This window comes from Paenibacillus chartarius (assembly GCF_042432825.1).
GTDB classification, from domain to species: domain Bacteria; phylum Bacillota; class Bacilli; order Paenibacillales; family NBRC-103111; genus Gordoniibacillus; species Gordoniibacillus chartarius.
This window is the reverse complement of sequence record NZ_JBHLWN010000077.1, coordinates 375,442-389,299: the sequence shown is the minus strand read 5'-3', so window position 1 is coordinate 389,299 and position 13,858 is coordinate 375,442. Positions and strand designations below refer to the sequence as shown.

General features: G+C 55.0%; 14 protein-coding genes, 15 tRNA genes and 1 rRNA gene. 21 read left to right on the top strand and 9 right to left on the bottom strand.

The window, feature by feature from the left end:
- Window positions 1-136: 136 nt before the first annotated feature.
- The 16 genes from rrf (at window position 137) to ACFFK0_RS21495 (ending at window position 1,731) form a co-directional block, all read left to right on the top strand.
- Window positions 137-252: ribosomal RNA gene (gene rrf, locus ACFFK0_RS21570) — 5S ribosomal RNA — on the top strand.
- An 18-nt stretch (window positions 253-270) separates the two neighbouring features.
- Window positions 271-346, top strand: a tRNA-Ala gene (locus tag ACFFK0_RS21565).
- Between the two features lie 5 nt (window positions 347-351).
- Window positions 352-440 (top strand) — tRNA-Ser (locus ACFFK0_RS21560).
- 24 nt (window positions 441-464) lie between these two features.
- Window positions 465-556 (top strand) — tRNA-Ser (locus tag ACFFK0_RS21555).
- Between the two features lie 16 nt (window positions 557-572).
- Window positions 573-644, top strand: a tRNA-Glu gene (locus tag ACFFK0_RS21550).
- A 70-nt stretch (window positions 645-714) separates the two neighbouring features.
- Window positions 715-790, top strand: a tRNA-Val gene (locus tag ACFFK0_RS21545).
- A gap of 76 nt (window positions 791-866) precedes the next feature.
- A tRNA-Asp gene (locus ACFFK0_RS21540) sits at window positions 867-943 on the top strand.
- Window positions 944-957: 14 nt separating this feature from the next.
- Window positions 958-1,033, top strand: a tRNA-Thr gene (locus ACFFK0_RS21535).
- A 3-nt stretch (window positions 1,034-1,036) separates the two neighbouring features.
- A tRNA-Tyr gene (locus ACFFK0_RS21530) sits at window positions 1,037-1,119 on the top strand.
- Window positions 1,120-1,124: 5 nt separating this feature from the next.
- Window positions 1,125-1,197, top strand: a tRNA-His gene (locus tag ACFFK0_RS21525).
- 25 nt (window positions 1,198-1,222) lie between these two features.
- Window positions 1,223-1,297: transfer RNA gene (locus ACFFK0_RS21520), tRNA-Gln, on the top strand.
- A gap of 10 nt (window positions 1,298-1,307) precedes the next feature.
- A tRNA-Lys gene (locus tag ACFFK0_RS21515) sits at window positions 1,308-1,380 on the top strand.
- A 14-nt stretch (window positions 1,381-1,394) separates the two neighbouring features.
- Window positions 1,395-1,477: transfer RNA gene (locus ACFFK0_RS21510), tRNA-Leu, on the top strand.
- A gap of 12 nt (window positions 1,478-1,489) precedes the next feature.
- A tRNA-Leu gene (locus ACFFK0_RS21505) sits at window positions 1,490-1,573 on the top strand.
- A gap of 6 nt (window positions 1,574-1,579) precedes the next feature.
- Window positions 1,580-1,654: transfer RNA gene (locus tag ACFFK0_RS21500), tRNA-Gly, on the top strand.
- Window positions 1,655-1,657: 3 nt separating this feature from the next.
- Window positions 1,658-1,731 (top strand) — tRNA-Arg (locus ACFFK0_RS21495).
- 206 nt (window positions 1,732-1,937) lie between these two features.
- Here the strand turns inward: ACFFK0_RS21495 and ACFFK0_RS21490 are convergent.
- From ACFFK0_RS21490 to ACFFK0_RS21475, 4 genes are all read right to left on the bottom strand, one after another.
- Window positions 1,938-2,525 (bottom strand): P-loop nucleotide/nucleoside kinase family protein, encoded by a 588-nt coding sequence (locus tag ACFFK0_RS21490; protein WP_377472427.1) that lies wholly within the window; start codon window positions 2,523-2,525, stop codon window positions 1,938-1,940.
- Between the two features lie 176 nt (window positions 2,526-2,701).
- Entirely contained in the window at window positions 2,702-2,845 is a 144-nt protein-coding gene (locus ACFFK0_RS21485) for a hypothetical protein (RefSeq protein ID WP_377472426.1), read from the bottom strand.
- On the bottom strand, window positions 2,842-3,417 hold the full coding sequence (locus tag ACFFK0_RS21480) for a class I SAM-dependent methyltransferase (protein WP_377472425.1): 576 nt from the start codon (window positions 3,415-3,417) through the stop codon (window positions 2,842-2,844). Before ACFFK0_RS21480 ends, ACFFK0_RS21485 begins: the two co-directional genes overlap by 4 nt.
- Window positions 3,417-4,361 (bottom strand): phosphatase PAP2 family protein, encoded by a 945-nt coding sequence (locus tag ACFFK0_RS21475; RefSeq protein WP_377472423.1) that lies wholly within the window; start codon window positions 4,359-4,361, stop codon window positions 3,417-3,419. Before ACFFK0_RS21475 ends, ACFFK0_RS21480 begins: the two co-directional genes overlap by 1 nt.
- A gap of 189 nt (window positions 4,362-4,550) precedes the next feature.
- Between ACFFK0_RS21475 and ACFFK0_RS21470 the strand changes: the two genes are divergently transcribed.
- Window positions 4,551-5,993, top strand: coding sequence for a sensor domain-containing diguanylate cyclase (locus ACFFK0_RS21470; protein WP_377472422.1), 1,443 nt, complete (start codon window positions 4,551-4,553; stop codon window positions 5,991-5,993).
- A 67-nt stretch (window positions 5,994-6,060) separates the two neighbouring features.
- Here ACFFK0_RS21470 and ACFFK0_RS21465 read toward each other — a convergent pair whose 3' ends face one another.
- The 4 genes from ACFFK0_RS21465 to ACFFK0_RS21450 form a co-directional block, all read right to left on the bottom strand.
- Window positions 6,061-6,291 (bottom strand): hypothetical protein, encoded by a 231-nt coding sequence (locus ACFFK0_RS21465; RefSeq protein ID WP_377472421.1) that lies wholly within the window; start codon window positions 6,289-6,291, stop codon window positions 6,061-6,063.
- A gap of 24 nt (window positions 6,292-6,315) precedes the next feature.
- A complete protein-coding gene (locus ACFFK0_RS21460) occupies window positions 6,316-6,819 on the bottom strand; it encodes a WGxxGxxG-CTERM domain-containing protein (RefSeq protein ID WP_377472420.1) in 504 nt (167 codons plus the stop codon).
- 228 nt (window positions 6,820-7,047) lie between these two features.
- Entirely contained in the window at window positions 7,048-7,884 is an 837-nt protein-coding gene (locus ACFFK0_RS21455) for a patatin-like phospholipase family protein (protein ID WP_377472419.1), read from the bottom strand.
- Between the two features lie 80 nt (window positions 7,885-7,964).
- On the bottom strand, window positions 7,965-8,177 hold the full coding sequence (locus ACFFK0_RS21450; protein WP_377472418.1) for a hypothetical protein: 213 nt from the start codon (window positions 8,175-8,177) through the stop codon (window positions 7,965-7,967).
- A gap of 124 nt (window positions 8,178-8,301) precedes the next feature.
- Between ACFFK0_RS21450 and nagZ the strand changes: the two genes are divergently transcribed.
- The 4 genes from nagZ to ACFFK0_RS21430 all read left to right on the top strand — a co-directional run bounded on the left by nagZ (window position 8,302) and on the right by ACFFK0_RS21430 (window position 12,132).
- Window positions 8,302-9,567, top strand: coding sequence for a beta-N-acetylhexosaminidase (gene nagZ, locus ACFFK0_RS21445; protein WP_377472417.1), 1,266 nt, complete (start codon window positions 8,302-8,304; stop codon window positions 9,565-9,567).
- Between the two features lie 127 nt (window positions 9,568-9,694).
- Window positions 9,695-10,447 (top strand): IclR family transcriptional regulator, encoded by a 753-nt coding sequence (locus tag ACFFK0_RS21440; RefSeq protein WP_377472415.1) that lies wholly within the window; start codon window positions 9,695-9,697, stop codon window positions 10,445-10,447.
- A 20-nt stretch (window positions 10,448-10,467) separates the two neighbouring features.
- Window positions 10,468-11,241, top strand: coding sequence for an SDR family NAD(P)-dependent oxidoreductase (locus tag ACFFK0_RS21435; protein WP_377472414.1), 774 nt, complete (start codon window positions 10,468-10,470; stop codon window positions 11,239-11,241).
- Window positions 11,242-11,253: 12 nt separating this feature from the next.
- Window positions 11,254-12,132 (top strand): fumarylacetoacetate hydrolase family protein, encoded by an 879-nt coding sequence (locus tag ACFFK0_RS21430; RefSeq protein ID WP_377472413.1) that lies wholly within the window; start codon window positions 11,254-11,256, stop codon window positions 12,130-12,132.
- Between the two features lie 148 nt (window positions 12,133-12,280).
- On the opposite strand, the gene ACFFK0_RS21425 is transcribed toward ACFFK0_RS21430, so the two are convergent.
- The gene (locus ACFFK0_RS21425) at window positions 12,281-13,702 is read right to left on the bottom strand and encodes a glycoside hydrolase family 26 protein (protein WP_377472412.1); all 1,422 of its coding nucleotides are present in this window, start codon (window positions 13,700-13,702) and stop codon (window positions 12,281-12,283) included.
- Window positions 13,703-13,858: the final 156 nt, after the last annotated feature.

The window sequence follows — 13,858 nt, the reverse complement described above, 5'->3', positions numbered from 1 at the left end:
TGGAAGCGCAGCAATGCGTGGAGCTGACGAATACTAATCGGTCGAGGGCTTATCCAAATAAACAACCGAAAGAACACTACGCGCAATGTTTCGTATCTAGTTTTCAGGGTGCAACGCACGCCTGAATAGCAATCCGTTTGGTGGCAATGGCGGAAGGGAACCACGCGTACCCATCCCGAACACGGCCGTTAAGCCTTCCAGCGCCGATGGTACTTAGACCGCGGGTCTTGGGAGAGTAGGACGCCGTCAAGCGCATTGCAACTAACCCATGGGGCCATAGCTCAGCTGGGAGAGCGCCTGCCTTGCAAGCAGGAGGTCAGCGGTTCGATCCCGCTTGGCTCCACCATACTTGGAGAAGTGTCCGAGCTGGCCGAAGGAGCACGATTGGAAATCGTGTAGACGTCACAAGCGTCTCGAGGGTTCGAATCCCTCTTTCTCCGTAGTTGCAAGCAATGTTAATACATGGAGAGGTACCCAAGTGGCCCAAGGGGGCTGACTCGAAATCAGCTAGGCGGGTAACTCCCGTGCGTGGGTTCGAATCCCACCCTCTCCGCCACATAATCATTTAGCATGGCCCGTTGGTCAAGGGGTTAAGACACCTCCCTTTCACGGAGGTAACAGGGGTTCGAATCCCCTACGGGTCACTACGCTCCACAAGGCGACGACATGCTTACGAGCATAATTCGATTGCTTTGTGGGGAACCCAATCAATAAGGGCGCTTAGCTCAGCTGGGAGAGCATCTGCCTTACAAGCAGAGGGTCGGCGGTTCGATCCCGTCAGCGCCCACCACCTTTACCTAAAAAAGTGACATAAGCGCTCAAGCTTATGACAATACTTTTTCGGGGCACGTAACACCTTGTAACGCGGAGCCGTGGTGTAGAGGCCTAACATGCCTGCCTGTCACGCAGGAGACCGCGGGTTCGAATCCCGTCGGCTCCGCCATTGTTTTTTCTTATGCCGCTGTAGCTCAATTGGCAGAGCAACTGACTTGTAATCAGTAGGTTGGGGGTTCAATTCCTCTCGGCGGCACCACATGGAGGCTTAGCGAAGTGGCCAAACGCAGCAGACTGTAAATCTGTTCTCTGACGAGTTCGGTGGTTCGAATCCATCAGCCTCCAGTATGGCGGTCGTGGCGAAGTGGCTAACGCATCGGATTGTGGCTCCGACATTCGGGGGTTCAATTCCCCTCGATCGCCCTTACTTAGTTTATACGTGTCTTATTGGGGATTAGCCAAGCGGTAAGGCAACGGACTTTGACTCCGTCATGCCAAGGTTCGAATCCTTGATCCCCAGCCAGCCTTCAAATGAGCCATTAGCTCAGTCGGTAGAGCACCTGACTTTTAATCAGGGTGTCGTAGGTTCGAGTCCTACATGGCTCACTCTAATTGCATACGCGGTCGTGGTGGAACGGCAGACACACCATCTTGAGGGGGTGGCGGGTGTATACCCGTGTGGGTTCAAATCCCACCGACCGCATTGAGCAGCTTTGCAGTCGTGGCGGAATTGGCAGACGCGCTAGATTCAGGTTCTAGTGGTGTAACAGCCGTGGAGGTTCGAGTCCTCTCGACTGCATCATATGCGGAAGTGGCTCAGCGGTAGAGCATCGCCTTGCCAAGGCGAGGGTCGCGGGTTCGATTCCCGTCTTCCGCTCCATATGTGCCCTTAGCTCAGCCGGATAGAGCGTTTGACTACGAATCAAAAGGTCAGGAGTTCGAATCTCTTAGGGCACGTAGCGCAATAAACAAAGAAGAGGAACTGCGAGAATGCAGTTCCTCTTCTTTGTATTTCGCAATGCGAATTGAGCTTTCCGGTTGGAGATAAAAACTTCCAATTACTCGGTCGATTATCTTCGAAAGTACTCGGAAAGGAGTTTTCTTATTAGCACCTATTTCCCGGGTAAGCGCAGTATGCGACACGTTTTGCATGAACGAATTGTTCAGTCGGGATAAACGAAGCGTTCGATTTCGGAGATAGTCTCCGTTGATGGAGGAGAGGAATTGTTCCAGTATAGGATGCTGTTTGCAGGAAGGTCCCATGCGATACGCTTAGGTGTCAGCGAGGAACGGAATTGCGGCCAATGCTCCAGCTTCCAATCGTCCAATACGGAGCCGCGCTCCTTCAGCCGCATCCGATACTGCTCCTCCTCGGGCAAATATACATAGATCGCCTTGACCTCAACGTCGGACAGCGTCGCTCCGATTTTTGCCAGCTCTTGAACGAGCCACTTCGGATCTTCAAGCTCTTTCGTAAACGGGCCGACGACGTAGGCATCGATGCCTTGAGCGATATTATCGAGTGCGGCATCCATTGTGATCCGATATCCGAGATCGCGGCAGTGCGTCTTGTACTCCGGCGAATCCCGATCAAGCGGATCAAGTTCCAGCATCTTCATGATCGCTTCCGCTGCAGGACGCAGCAGGATGTCCATATCAAATAAAGCGCCGCGCCGCTTACGGCACAGCGCTTGTGCCAGCGTCGTCTTGCCGGCGCCGGCCGGCCCCACAAAAAACACTAGTTTGCGCATCGTTCCAGCTCCTTCGCCGAATTCTAGCTTATTGTACCATAAGCCGGAGAGAGGAGCATGCTGCAGACTATTCACAAGATGCGGTACAAAGTAACGTTACCGATATTTCGTCATTTTCCTGCTCATTTTCCGTAAATGGCTGACATTCGAAGTGCTCCTTGGGCAAGGTGTAAAGCTTAGTTATTATTCATCTGCTGCTGCTCTTCCTTGGATACCGGCTGGGTCAGCAGTGCTTCCACTATTTCCGCCCGGTCGTCGGTGTGCAACGCTTGACCGTCGGCCGCGGACGACTGCTCACGTTCGTCACTTCCACGATTCATTTGGATGTTCCCCCTTTCTTACGGCAGATGTAGACAAATGCAGGTGGAAAATTAAGCGGAACAAACGCAAGCTGCTCCAGTTCAAACCTCTCGGCCAGCTTCGGCTTCATCTGAAGCGAGTATTGGAAAGCGATAAACCGTCCGCCGGGCTTCAGCGCCTGGTATACTTGGCTCAAGATGGTTTCCCGCAGGGCTGGCGGAAAGTTGAAAAACGGCAATCCGCTCACAATGCAATCCACGTGCTCAAAGCCTGATTGGCGAATTACGAGAGTCAGGCTTTCCGCGTGAGAATGGCAGGTAAACCCGGAAAACTGCTCCTCCAGACGTTTGCGCATCAGATTATCTTTCTCAAACAGCCAAACCCGGCAATCCTCGTGCATCTGTGCAAGCAAATGCTTCGTTATCGCCCCCGTCCCGGCACCAAGTTCAACAACGGTACGCGTTTCGCGCCATGGAACGGCTCCGGCCATTTTTTGTCCGAGGAAACGGGAGCTGGGGATGATGCTGCCGACCTGCAAAGGGTTGCTTAAAAATTTTTGCATAAACAGCAGCGGTGACGGATACGTGGACATCAGGCGGTTCCTCCGGTTTCGGGATTAGACGGTTCCACCGCGTCGGCAGAGCGTTTCACGGCGATCGTCCGATATAACGACGTTCCGATGCGCTCCCAGAGCGCTGCGAACGATTGAAACGGCCGGCTGTCGACGATACGGTCAGCCAGCTTGACACAGAAATAAGCAAACAGCATTCCGGCGATCACGTCGATTACCCAGTGGATTTTCAAATACATGGTGCTGGCGATAATCGAACAGGTGAACAAGGTCATGACAATTCGATATATGGTACTGTTTTCCCGTTTAGCGAGAAGGAGAGCGGCGAAAGCAATGGACGTGTGCATGCTCGGAAAACAGTTGACGGAATTCGCTCCTTGCTCCTCCGGCGTCCAGCCGCGTCCCATCACATCCGGCGTGCCTTGAACGTACCAAACCTCTTGCAGCAGAACCGTGTTATAAAACGGTAAGATCAGCGGTACTTGAAGCAAATAGCCCGCCAGCGAGTAACGAGCGAATTTGCTGATGTCTTTCGTAAAAAATGCCCTGATGACACAGACCCAATACGACAATGTAAAACCGTAGCTGTAGACGGCCTTCATGTATTGTGTCAGCCATTCGGGCTGCCAAATGCGAAACCAGGCGGCGTCGTTGCCGGGGATGGCATTAAAAAACTCGTTCCAGTGAAACCAATGGTGAATCGATTTCGTCTGCCATGCGACGACTTGATACCAAAACCCGCCGGCATGACTATAAATCAAATAAAATAAGGAAAGCATCGCACATCCGGCCGGCATAAAGATGACCCAAGGTGTCTCAGCTGCGTCTCGCTGTACTCCTGCCAAGCAAAGCAGCAGCACCATCAGGCAGGGAAGCCCCCAATGCTCCACCTTCGTAATGCTGAACAGCACCAACCCCGTTGCTGCGGCCCAAAGCGCTGAATACATCCACTCGCGTCGTGCCATATCCTCTCTCCCTTAACTCCCTGTTCCTGCTAACTCGGCATAGTGTGTCGGTTATGACTTCGCTTTATTCAACCAATCCCCGCGCTAGATGATGCCGTACGATATTTATTGTCGGAACGTGTCGTTATATGGGGAGGAAATTTGGTTTCGATGTTGAATAAACACTAAATACGCAAAACAGGGAGGGCGATGACGATAAGAATCAATCAAATAACGGCCTTCATCGCCGTCATTCTGATTGCAGCCGCACTTCTAGCGTGCAGCTTTCTGAACGAGTACCGGAACAGACAGCTGGATATCGTGTATACATCGGCACAGGCGGAGCTTACGACCAATGCAGCCGCGCTCACCTCCGCAATCAACCGGAAGTATGCAATGCTGGACGGATTTTACGCATATATCAAAAATCAAGGCATTCATACAGATCCCGTTCAGCTTGAGCTTTACTTGGAGCAGCTGTTCTTGAATACGAATGGAATCGTTAATGCTGCGCTGTCCGTCGGGGAGGAAGTTCAATTTATTTATCCCCGCGAAGGAAATGAAAAAGTCATCGGATACAATATGTTCGAAGACCCTCGCTTGGACGTACGGATGGATGCGATACGCATGAAGGAGCTCCGCAAAGTTATCGTCAGCGGCCCGTTAGAGCTTGTTCAGGGCGGTCAAGGCTTGATCGGGCGGAGAGCGGTATTCGAAAACGGCAATTTTGCGGGATTCGTCAGCATCGTTGTGAAGATTCGCGACATGCTTGACGAAGCGGGCTTCAACCATTTGAAGCCGATCGATATTGCCATTCGTAAGCCGGGAGAACCGGCTTTTTATGGGGATCATGAGCTGTTCTCTGGACGGAGCGTGCGTTCCGTCGTTTATTTGCCCGAAGGCTTGTGGGAATTGGCCGCCAAGCCGAAGAGCGACATTCTTCAGGGAATCGAACGAAGCATTATGTTTCAGAAGCTTGCGGTCGGAATATTTTTCTTGCTGCTGTTCGTGCTGTTTCAGCATATGGTCGGCTCCAGACAGCGATTGAAGGCGACGGTGCGCAAACGGACGGAAGATTTGCATGCGGCGAACGAAGAGCTGAAGGAAGCGGTTGCCAGACTGACGTTGTCGGAAGAACGGCTGACGACGCTCGCCTATACGGATATGCTGACGGGGATATCCAACAGGACGTATTTTAAAGATCAGATGAAGAAGATCGCGGAGCAAGGAGCGGAACGGTCGGCAGCGGTCATGCTGCTTGACATGGACGATTTCAAGAATGTAAACGATACGCTCGGGCATGCCGCGGGGGACGAGCTGCTGAAGCTTTGGGTTGCACGCATTCGTCAAGCAGGTCTTCGCTACGACGTGTTCGCCAGAATGGGCGGGGACGAGTTCGTTTTTCTATGGTTCGACTGTTCGGATGAAGGGCATCTGGAGGCGACGGCCGGACGCATCATCGAGGCGACCATCGAGCCGTTCCAGATTGACGGCCAGCGCTTCTCGGTAGGAGTCAGCATCGGCTTTGCGATGTCGGAGGAGACAAAGGCAGCAGCCAAGGATTTGCTCCGCTCTGCTGATAAAGCGATGTACCGGGCCAAAGGACAGGGAGGAAACACGTTTTGCAAGTATGAGTATGACAAAGAGGCATAGGATGTCTCACCGATAAATAAAGGACCTCAATTTCCACTGCAAGGCAGGGAAGGAGGTCCTTTTCATTTTATCCGTTCAGTTCGGATTCGGCTTCTTGCAGCTGCTCTTGTGCCGAGCGCAGCGCTTCGGACGGTTCGCCGCTTTGCAGCGCCTGGCCTACGGCAACATTGGCATGAATAAGCGAGTTATTCGCCTGCTCGACCAATTGCTCGGAAGGATTGTCTCCTACTTGACCCGTGGCGTTCAGCGCTTTTTCGACCGAGTTCAGCGCTTGTTGTTCTCTGTTTGCGTCAGCCATTGTATCCCCTCCTCCGTATGGATATTATCGATCACCGGCACGGCCGCGGCCGAATATGCCGGCAAGTCCGACTAAGCCGAGCAGACCGAGCCAGCCCCAGTCCGTACCGTTGGCATCCGTGGCGGCAGTTGCCGTGTAGTTGTTGCCCGTGTTTGTGGTCGATCCGTAGCGGTCCGTACCGTAAGTGGAGTAGTTACCGGTTCCGGTCGTATTCGTGCCGTACGTCGACGTACCGGTTGTTCCAGTCCCTGTAGTGCCGGTACCGGTCGTGCCATAGCCCGACGTAGTGCCGTAGCCCGTCGTAGTGCCGTAGCCCGTTGTGCCGGTTCCCGAAGTACCCGTTCCTGTAGTGCCATAACCAGACGTACCGGTTCCTGTCGTTGTGCCGGTCCCTGTTGTGCCTGTACCGGTCGTTCCGGTCCCCGACGCGCCGGTTCCCGTCGTGCTTGTCCCTGTCATGCCAGTGCCCGTCGTGCCGTACCCCGTACCCGTTGTCGTGTTTGTCGTACCATAAGTACCTGTGCTCATCGTTCCGGTTCCTGTGGTACTGCCGCTAGACGTCGTGGTTTCCGCCAAAGCCGGAGTACTTAGGGCAGTCAAAAGCACGATAGAGGAAATGCCAGCTGCTACCGTTTTCTTCACTGTACATGTCGTCCCTTCGGTTGTAGAGTTCGTATTCGTCAAGAGGCAAGCCCCCAACGAAACTTAGCTTACCCAATCGGGACGAAATTCCCTACGCGGTACAGTTTGGCATCTTCAGCCTTCGCCTAATGCAGCCTTAATGTCATCCAGGTGTGCAGCCGCAGTACGGTAACCGGCCTCGATGCAGTCCCCGACTTTATGAAAATCAAACGCTCCGACCGTTCCGACATCAATCAATAGTCCCATATCGGCGCAGGCGTGCTCGTTTTCCATTTGCTGCTTTAATGTAAGCTGAATCACTTTGTATAGAATGGAAAAAGAGCCGTCCAGCAGCGACGGCGCGGCAGCGGGCAGCGTGACCGAATCGACGGCAATCACCTTGGATGCGCCCATTGCACGGCATATTCGTACGGGACAGTTCGTGCTTACCCCGCCGTCAACCAGCAGCTTCGCGTCGCGGCGAAACGGCCGAAACAGCACCGGGATCGCGAAGCTGGCGCGGACCGCCTCTGCGATATGAAAGCTGTAATCCCAGCTGTACCCGGGCACTTCCGCGTTAGCGAATACGAACGGCTTTCCATCCGCCAAGTCCGTGGCGACAATGCCGCAAGGAATACGCAGTGCGGACAAATCGCGGTAGTGGGTCAGTTCGGCCATCAGCTTATACAATCGTTCGCCTTTGAGCCAGCCATCCAGGCTAGGACGGCGAAACAGCGCCTTGTACAAAATGCCTCTCCAATCGAAATCCAAATAACGCCGGTTCAGCATCGGAACGATGCCGAGCAGCTGCTGCGGCGCATAACCATAAGCATATAAAGCGGCAACCATAGCGCCAGAGCTAGTTCCTGTAATATGGGTGACGGTAATGCCGGCTTCCTCCAGGGCCATCAATACACCGACAGCTGCGGCTCCGGGTACGCCGCCTCCCGCCAGCGCCAGTCCTGTTTCCATGCATAATCCCCCTCGCTGTCCGCTGCGATTTCAATCATGACAGGTTTGCTCGTTCGCTAACCGTTAAGAATAGGTAGGGGTTAACGCCGTTTCATTTCGAAAAATTCACAGGAGTCCCGGTCCAAATACGATATGTCGCTGACACCGCTTTGAATGACGACGAGACGGTCGTCGAAACGGATAATGATTCCGCCCGAAGAAATGACATGGTCGTTCTGAAATACGCGAATGGCGGTTTGACGGTCCAGCGCCTCTTGAAAATCGCGGTCAATAAGAAGTTTGCGGTTTGCCATTGGTGCTTGCTCCTTTGAGCTAATGTTGTTACACTACGAATCCATTATCGCCGCAATGTGATATAGGTTCAAGCAAAGGGCAACTTTCCAAGCCGTTTATCGTCAGAGAAAATAAGGAGGTGGCATGGTGAAACGGGTTCCATCTGCCAAGCTGCTGGTACTTCTCGCCGCACTACTGACGGCTGCCGGCGGCTGTGAGCTGCGCAGCGATTCGAAGCCGCCGGCTCCGGAGCCGGGTTCCGACGGTACATCGCAAGGGCATGCAGCAGGGGGAGATGCTTCGGAAGTTTCGCTGAAGCAGCTTGTCGATTCAATGTCGCTGGAGGAGAAGATCGGCCAGATGGTCGTTGCCGGGATGAACGGTACGTCGGCAGGCACCGATATCAGACGGCTTATTGCGCAGCGGCATGTCGGAGGTGTCATTCTGTATGAAAACAATGTAGGCTCCGTGAGCACGACGACCGCACTCTCCAACGAGCTTAAAGCGGCCAACGCCGCCGCTAAGCTGCCGCTGCTGCTGAGCGCAGACCAAGAGGGAGGCCGCGTATCGCGCCTGCCGAAGGAGCTGGCGGCATTTCCGTCCGCAAGGGACGTTGGGAGCTCGGGAGACGAACAGTATGCTTATGCGATCGGGGCAGCAACAGGCAGAACGATGAAAGCGGTCGGGTGGAATACGGCTTATGCCCCCGTACTCGATATTCATACGAATCCGAGCAATCCGGTCATCGGACCGCGAGCCTTCGGAACTACGGCCGACACCGTGAGCCGAATCGGTTTGCAAGAGCTTCAAGGTCTGCGTTCGGAAGGGGTGATCGGGGTTGTCAAGCATTTTCCGGGGCATGGCGATACATCGGTCGACTCGCATAAGGGGCTGCCTGTCGTTGAGCATGACATTGAGCGTCTGCGCAAGGTGGAATTCGTTCCGTTCGCAGCCGCGATTCGTCAAGGCGTACAAGCAGTGATGGTAGGCCATTTGCTCATGAAGAAATTGGATGCCGGCGCTCCCGCATCGATGTCCAAACAATTGATTACAGGTTATTTAAGGGGAGAGCTTCAATTCGAAGGGGTTGTGATAACAGACGATATGACGATGGCCGCGGTCCGGAATACGGCGGAGCTTGGAGCGGCGGCGGTACGATCCGTGAATGCCGGTGCCGATATCGTGCTCGTCGGACATCAAACGAGGAATGTGGACACGGTGCTTGATGCGCTGGTGGAAGCGGCCAGGGCCGGCACGATATCCAGCGAAGCGGTGGACCGGAGCGTTTACCGGATTGCCAAGTTGAAGGCCGACGCCAAGCTCAATGACGCAGCGACGAGGGCTGCCGATCCGGCCATGCTGAACAAGGAGATCCGAAATGCCGTGTCTCAAATAAAGACGAAGAAGTAGGGCCGGAATGCTTCATCTTAGGCGGCTTACCGCGGGTGGAGCATTTTTTGTTGTTAATTTTTGCTATCGGTGTTATGATATTAATATAGAAAACCTAGTTTAATATACAAAACTATAGGAGAATCGGATGGATAGGAAATATTGGGTTCCGGCATTGGAGAAAGCCGATCTTGTGCTGCGGCTGATTGCCGAGCAGCAGCGGAAGCTAAGGCTGATCGATTTGTCAAACCGGCTCGGCATCAACAAGAGCACCATGTTCTCGCTGCTGCACACGTTAGAGGAGCTGGGCTGGATTGTGAAGGACGCTGCCGATACATATGCGCTCGGTTCCGTAATCGGTCGTTTTGGCACCGCTTACAGCGGAGGTAACGACGTGTTTCGCGCCTTCCAGCGCGAGGCTCCCGGGGCGGCTGCCGCCATCGGCGAGACGGTTCAACTCGCTACGCTTGCGGGCAATGAAGTGCTGTATGTTGCTAAACACGAGGTCCCGTCCCCGATTCGGCTTGCCTCCGATCCCGGCATGAAATTCCCGGCGCATGTTACGGCGCTTGGCAAGGTGCTGCTTGCCGGCTTGCCGGAGGAGCAGCGCCGGGCGCTGTACCCGTCGCACGAGCTTGAGCCGCGCTTGACGCCGTACAGCTTGACGACGAGAGAGGCCTTGCTCGCCGAGGTGGCGGAAGCCGAGGCTGCAGGCTGCGCTTACGACAGACAGGAGGCCGTCGTCGGCTTCTATTGCGTAGCGGCGCCGGTTCGAAGCGACCGGGGTCAAGTGGTGGCGGCGGTCAGCTGTTCGATGCCTGCACACGTTTGGGAGCATAAGCAGGACACGGCGACCCGGGAAATCGTTAAGCTTGCAGCGCGAATGACGGTTTATTCTTAAAGCTGAGGGAGGTACCTGGCATGAGATTGAAGGATAAGGTTACGCTGATTACCGGCTCGGGCTCGGGGATTGGCAAGAGCTCGGCGCTGCGGTTTGCCCGGGAAGGGGCGGCGGTGATCGTTAACGATCTTGATCTCGCCAAGGGCGAAGAGACGGTGCAGGAAATTCGCTCGGCAGGCGGGGAAGCAGTGTTCCTGCAAGCCGACGTCACGAACCCCGAATCGGTTCGCAGTCTCGTTGACGGCGCAATCGCCCGGTATGGCCGCATCGACGTCTTGTTCAACAATGCGGGCATATCCGGAGTCGGCGCCATACATGAGGTGGAGCCGGAAGCATGGGACCGCGTCATGCAAGTCAATATCCGCGGTGTGTACTTGCCGAGCAAATACGTACTGCCGCATATGATGGACCGCAGAAGCGGAAGCATCATCAATATGTCGTCTTGTATCGCCGAGATCGGCCTGGCGCGGCGCGCATCGTATTCGGCGACGAAGGGAGCCGTACTGGCGCTGACCAAATCGATGCAGGTGGACTATGCTCCTTACAATATCCGCGTCAATGCGCTGCTGCCGGGCACGATTATGACGCCGTTCGTCGAGCAATATTTACGAACGTCGTATGACAATCCGGAGGAAGCGATCGAGGGGCTGAAGAAGCGCCAGCTTAGCGGCGAACTGGGGCGGCCGGACGACGTTGCGCAGGCGGCGGTGTTCCTTGCTTCCGACGAATCGAAGTTTATGATGGGCTCGCCGCTGTATATCGACGGCGGAGTCGTATTCGGTAAAAATGCCTAGGAGGGATATCGTATGAAACTATTAACCTACTTAGATAATGGGAATTACCGTCTCGGCGTTAAGACCGAACGCGGTGTCGTAGACGCAGCTGCTGCTTTGAATGAAGAGCCCGGTCCGCTCGGCGTTCATGACGTCATCAAAGGCGGGGAGGAAGCGGTCGCCAAACTGCAGGCTGCAGCCGACCGTGCGCTGGCCGCCGGTGCGCCGCTTCTCGACGAGGCTTCGCTCACCCTCGCTCCATGTGTGACACATCCGAACAAAATCATTTGCGTCGGACTGAACTACCGCAAGCATGCGGAAGAGACGAATGCGCCGATTCCGGAATACCCGATCTTGTTCAATAAGTTCAACAATACGTTGGCCGGCCACGGCGAAGACATTCCGCTGCCAAGAATGTCGCAGAAGGTCGATTACGAGGCGGAGCTCGCGATCGTCATCGGCAAGCAAGCCAAATATGTAGATAAAGCGTCGGCCCTTGAGCATGTGTTCGGCTACTGTAATGTCAACGATTTGTCAGCCCGCGATTTGCAAATGCGCACGCAACAGTGGCTGCTCGGCAAAACTTGCGACAAGTTTTCGCCGCTGGGCCCATATCTGGTGACGGCGGACGAAGTCGGCAATCCGAACGATCTCGATATCAAGTGCATCGTCAACGGCGAAGTGCGGCAGCATTCCCATACGTCGGATATGATTTTTTATTGCGACGAGATCGTCAGCTACATATCGCAGCATATGACGCTCGTTCCGGGCGACCTGATCTTGACGGGAACGCCGGCCGGAGTGGTGCTTGGCTATCCGCCGGAGAAGCAGGTGTACTTGAAGGATGGGGACGTTGTGACGATCGAGATCGAGAAGCTGGGCTCTATCACGAACCGCATGGTGAAGGAATAAGGTCGGATTTGAGCCGGTGGACGAACGAGCACGTTGTTTGGCCAGTCCGCTGAAAGTCTTCGTCGCTGCGTGCAGGCATCGAAATCCGTCCCCCCCAATTGAATCAACCCGTCTGCGCTTAACGCAAGGCGGGTTGATTTTTCTTCCGTTACTTCGCGCTAATCTCCTGGACCGCCATCGGCGCCAGCGTATTGTCGAACGCTACGGCATAGACCGGCCTTAGCGCTTCATCGGCGCTTATGTCGACTTGCAGCCGCCATGGCCGCTCGTAGCTGACATCGAGCAGTTGGCCGTCGCTTCGATACAGCGCGAAAGCATGCGGCATAGCCCCATCCTTCAGCCTCGTATACGCCAGCAGCTCATGACGGCCTGCAGGCAGTCCGCTGCCGGCTTCCAGCGGCTCGTAACGGACGGCGCCGGGGGCTGCCATGCCTTGGCGGACTTGACTTAGAAACAACGGACTTTGGATATGCTGCTGGTAGGCGGCGTCCATTGCGGCATTCTCGCCGAGATCGTACACATATTTGCTGTTGGCTCGCTCGGATCTGGCTCTGGCGTTGTTAAAATACGTAAAAGCTTTCACCTGCGGGAACAGCCGCGGCAAATACGCATACAATTCATCCAGCTGCCCGACGGCCCACTCCGTATAGGACGTGTTGTCGGGAAGCAGTGTATGGACGACGGCGCCCTCGGAAATCATGATCGGTTTCTTGCTGTACTTGGCGTACAACGGAGCGAACGTGTCCAACAGAGAGGAGTCGAGATCAAGCTTGTCCTCGAACGTTGTCGGCCCGGTATACAAGGAGAAGCCGACCCAATCGACGGCGTCGTCGCCGGGGTAATACTCGTCAATATTCGCCGCCGGCACGGAATTAGGGGCCCAGACCATGGCGACATTCGGGGCTTCCTCGGCCATAATCCGGTGAATCAGCCGAAATTTCTCGATAAACAGCTTCGGATCACCGTGCCACGGCACCCAAGGTCCGTTCATTTCCGAAGCGTACCGCAGAAAGATCGGAATGCCGGACTCCTTCGCCTCGCGCGCGAACCTCCGTACGTACTCGTCGTCCTGCACGTCGTTCAGTCCGTACCGGGGCTCCCAGCCGATCTGGAGCGCACCGCCGAGTGCTTTTACCCGATCGGCGACCCGTTTTGGAAAATACGTATTCGTATCCGTTTGTAACTTACGCCAGCCAACATAAGTTAAATAGATCGCATGCTTGCGGCCGTAGACGGATTCAATCCGCTCAAACTGGAAGCCCACCCGCTTATCCGCACCGAGCATTCCTAAGTATGCGCCCGACAACGGCTCGTGCTTGGCCAGCGCCCCGTCCGCAGCAGCGGCATCGGAAGCGAAAGCGGGAGCGGCTTCGGTGACCGGGTTATACAGCTTGACGGAAGTAAAGCTTGATGCTGTCGCGGCGCTGTACGGAAACGATAAAACCGGCAGCTGCGGCATGGGCTCCTGCGTCGAGCCGCCCTGTGTCGGGGCGCTCAAGCGCGGGCTGAACATGCTTGAGCCGGCCGCGGCGATCAGGACGAGCAGGGTGCGCATGAACCATCGTTTCATTATTTTCCTCCTGCGCTCCTAATGAATGAATAAAAAGGTCTTACATCCATCATACCAGTAAGCAGGGTTCGCTGAACAGTTGAAATTGACATCCGGAAAGCGCATTCAAATAAAGTCAACACGGCCCGGTTCGGGTATACTGAGTTCAAACATACC

Bases quoted from the DNA above. Each gene is read 5' to 3' on its own strand.
- ACFFK0_RS21490 (WP_377472427.1), bottom strand. From the start codon at position 2,525: ATGCGCAAACTAGTGTTTTTTGTGGGGCCGGCCGGCGCCGGCAAGACG.
- ACFFK0_RS21425 (WP_377472412.1), bottom strand. From the start codon at position 13,702: ATGAAACGATGGTTCATGCGCACCCTGCTCGTCCTGATCGCCGCGGCC.
- ACFFK0_RS21470 (WP_377472422.1), top strand. From the start codon at position 4,551: ATGACGATAAGAATCAATCAAATAACGGCCTTCATCGCCGTCATTCTG.
- ACFFK0_RS21465 (WP_377472421.1), bottom strand. From the start codon at position 6,291: ATGGCTGACGCAAACAGAGAACAACAAGCGCTGAACTCGGTCGAAAAA.
- ACFFK0_RS21430 (WP_377472413.1), top strand. From the start codon at position 11,254: ATGAAACTATTAACCTACTTAGATAATGGGAATTACCGTCTCGGCGTT.
- ACFFK0_RS21475 (WP_377472423.1), bottom strand. From the start codon at position 4,361: ATGGCACGACGCGAGTGGATGTATTCAGCGCTTTGGGCCGCAGCAACG.
- ACFFK0_RS21485 (WP_377472426.1), bottom strand. From the start codon at position 2,845: ATGAATCGTGGAAGTGACGAACGTGAGCAGTCGTCCGCGGCCGACGGT.
- ACFFK0_RS21450 (WP_377472418.1), bottom strand. From the start codon at position 8,177: ATGGCAAACCGCAAACTTCTTATTGACCGCGATTTTCAAGAGGCGCTG.
- ACFFK0_RS21440 (WP_377472415.1), top strand. From the start codon at position 9,695: ATGGATAGGAAATATTGGGTTCCGGCATTGGAGAAAGCCGATCTTGTG.
- ACFFK0_RS21480 (WP_377472425.1), bottom strand. From the start codon at position 3,417: ATGTCCACGTATCCGTCACCGCTGCTGTTTATGCAAAAATTTTTAAGC.
- nagZ (WP_377472417.1), top strand. From the start codon at position 8,302: ATGGTGAAACGGGTTCCATCTGCCAAGCTGCTGGTACTTCTCGCCGCA.
- ACFFK0_RS21460 (WP_377472420.1), bottom strand. From the start codon at position 6,819: ATGAGCACAGGTACTTATGGTACGACAAACACGACAACGGGTACGGGG.
- ACFFK0_RS21455 (WP_377472419.1), bottom strand. From the start codon at position 7,884: ATGGAAACAGGACTGGCGCTGGCGGGAGGCGGCGTACCCGGAGCCGCA.
- ACFFK0_RS21435 (WP_377472414.1), top strand. From the start codon at position 10,468: ATGAGATTGAAGGATAAGGTTACGCTGATTACCGGCTCGGGCTCGGGG.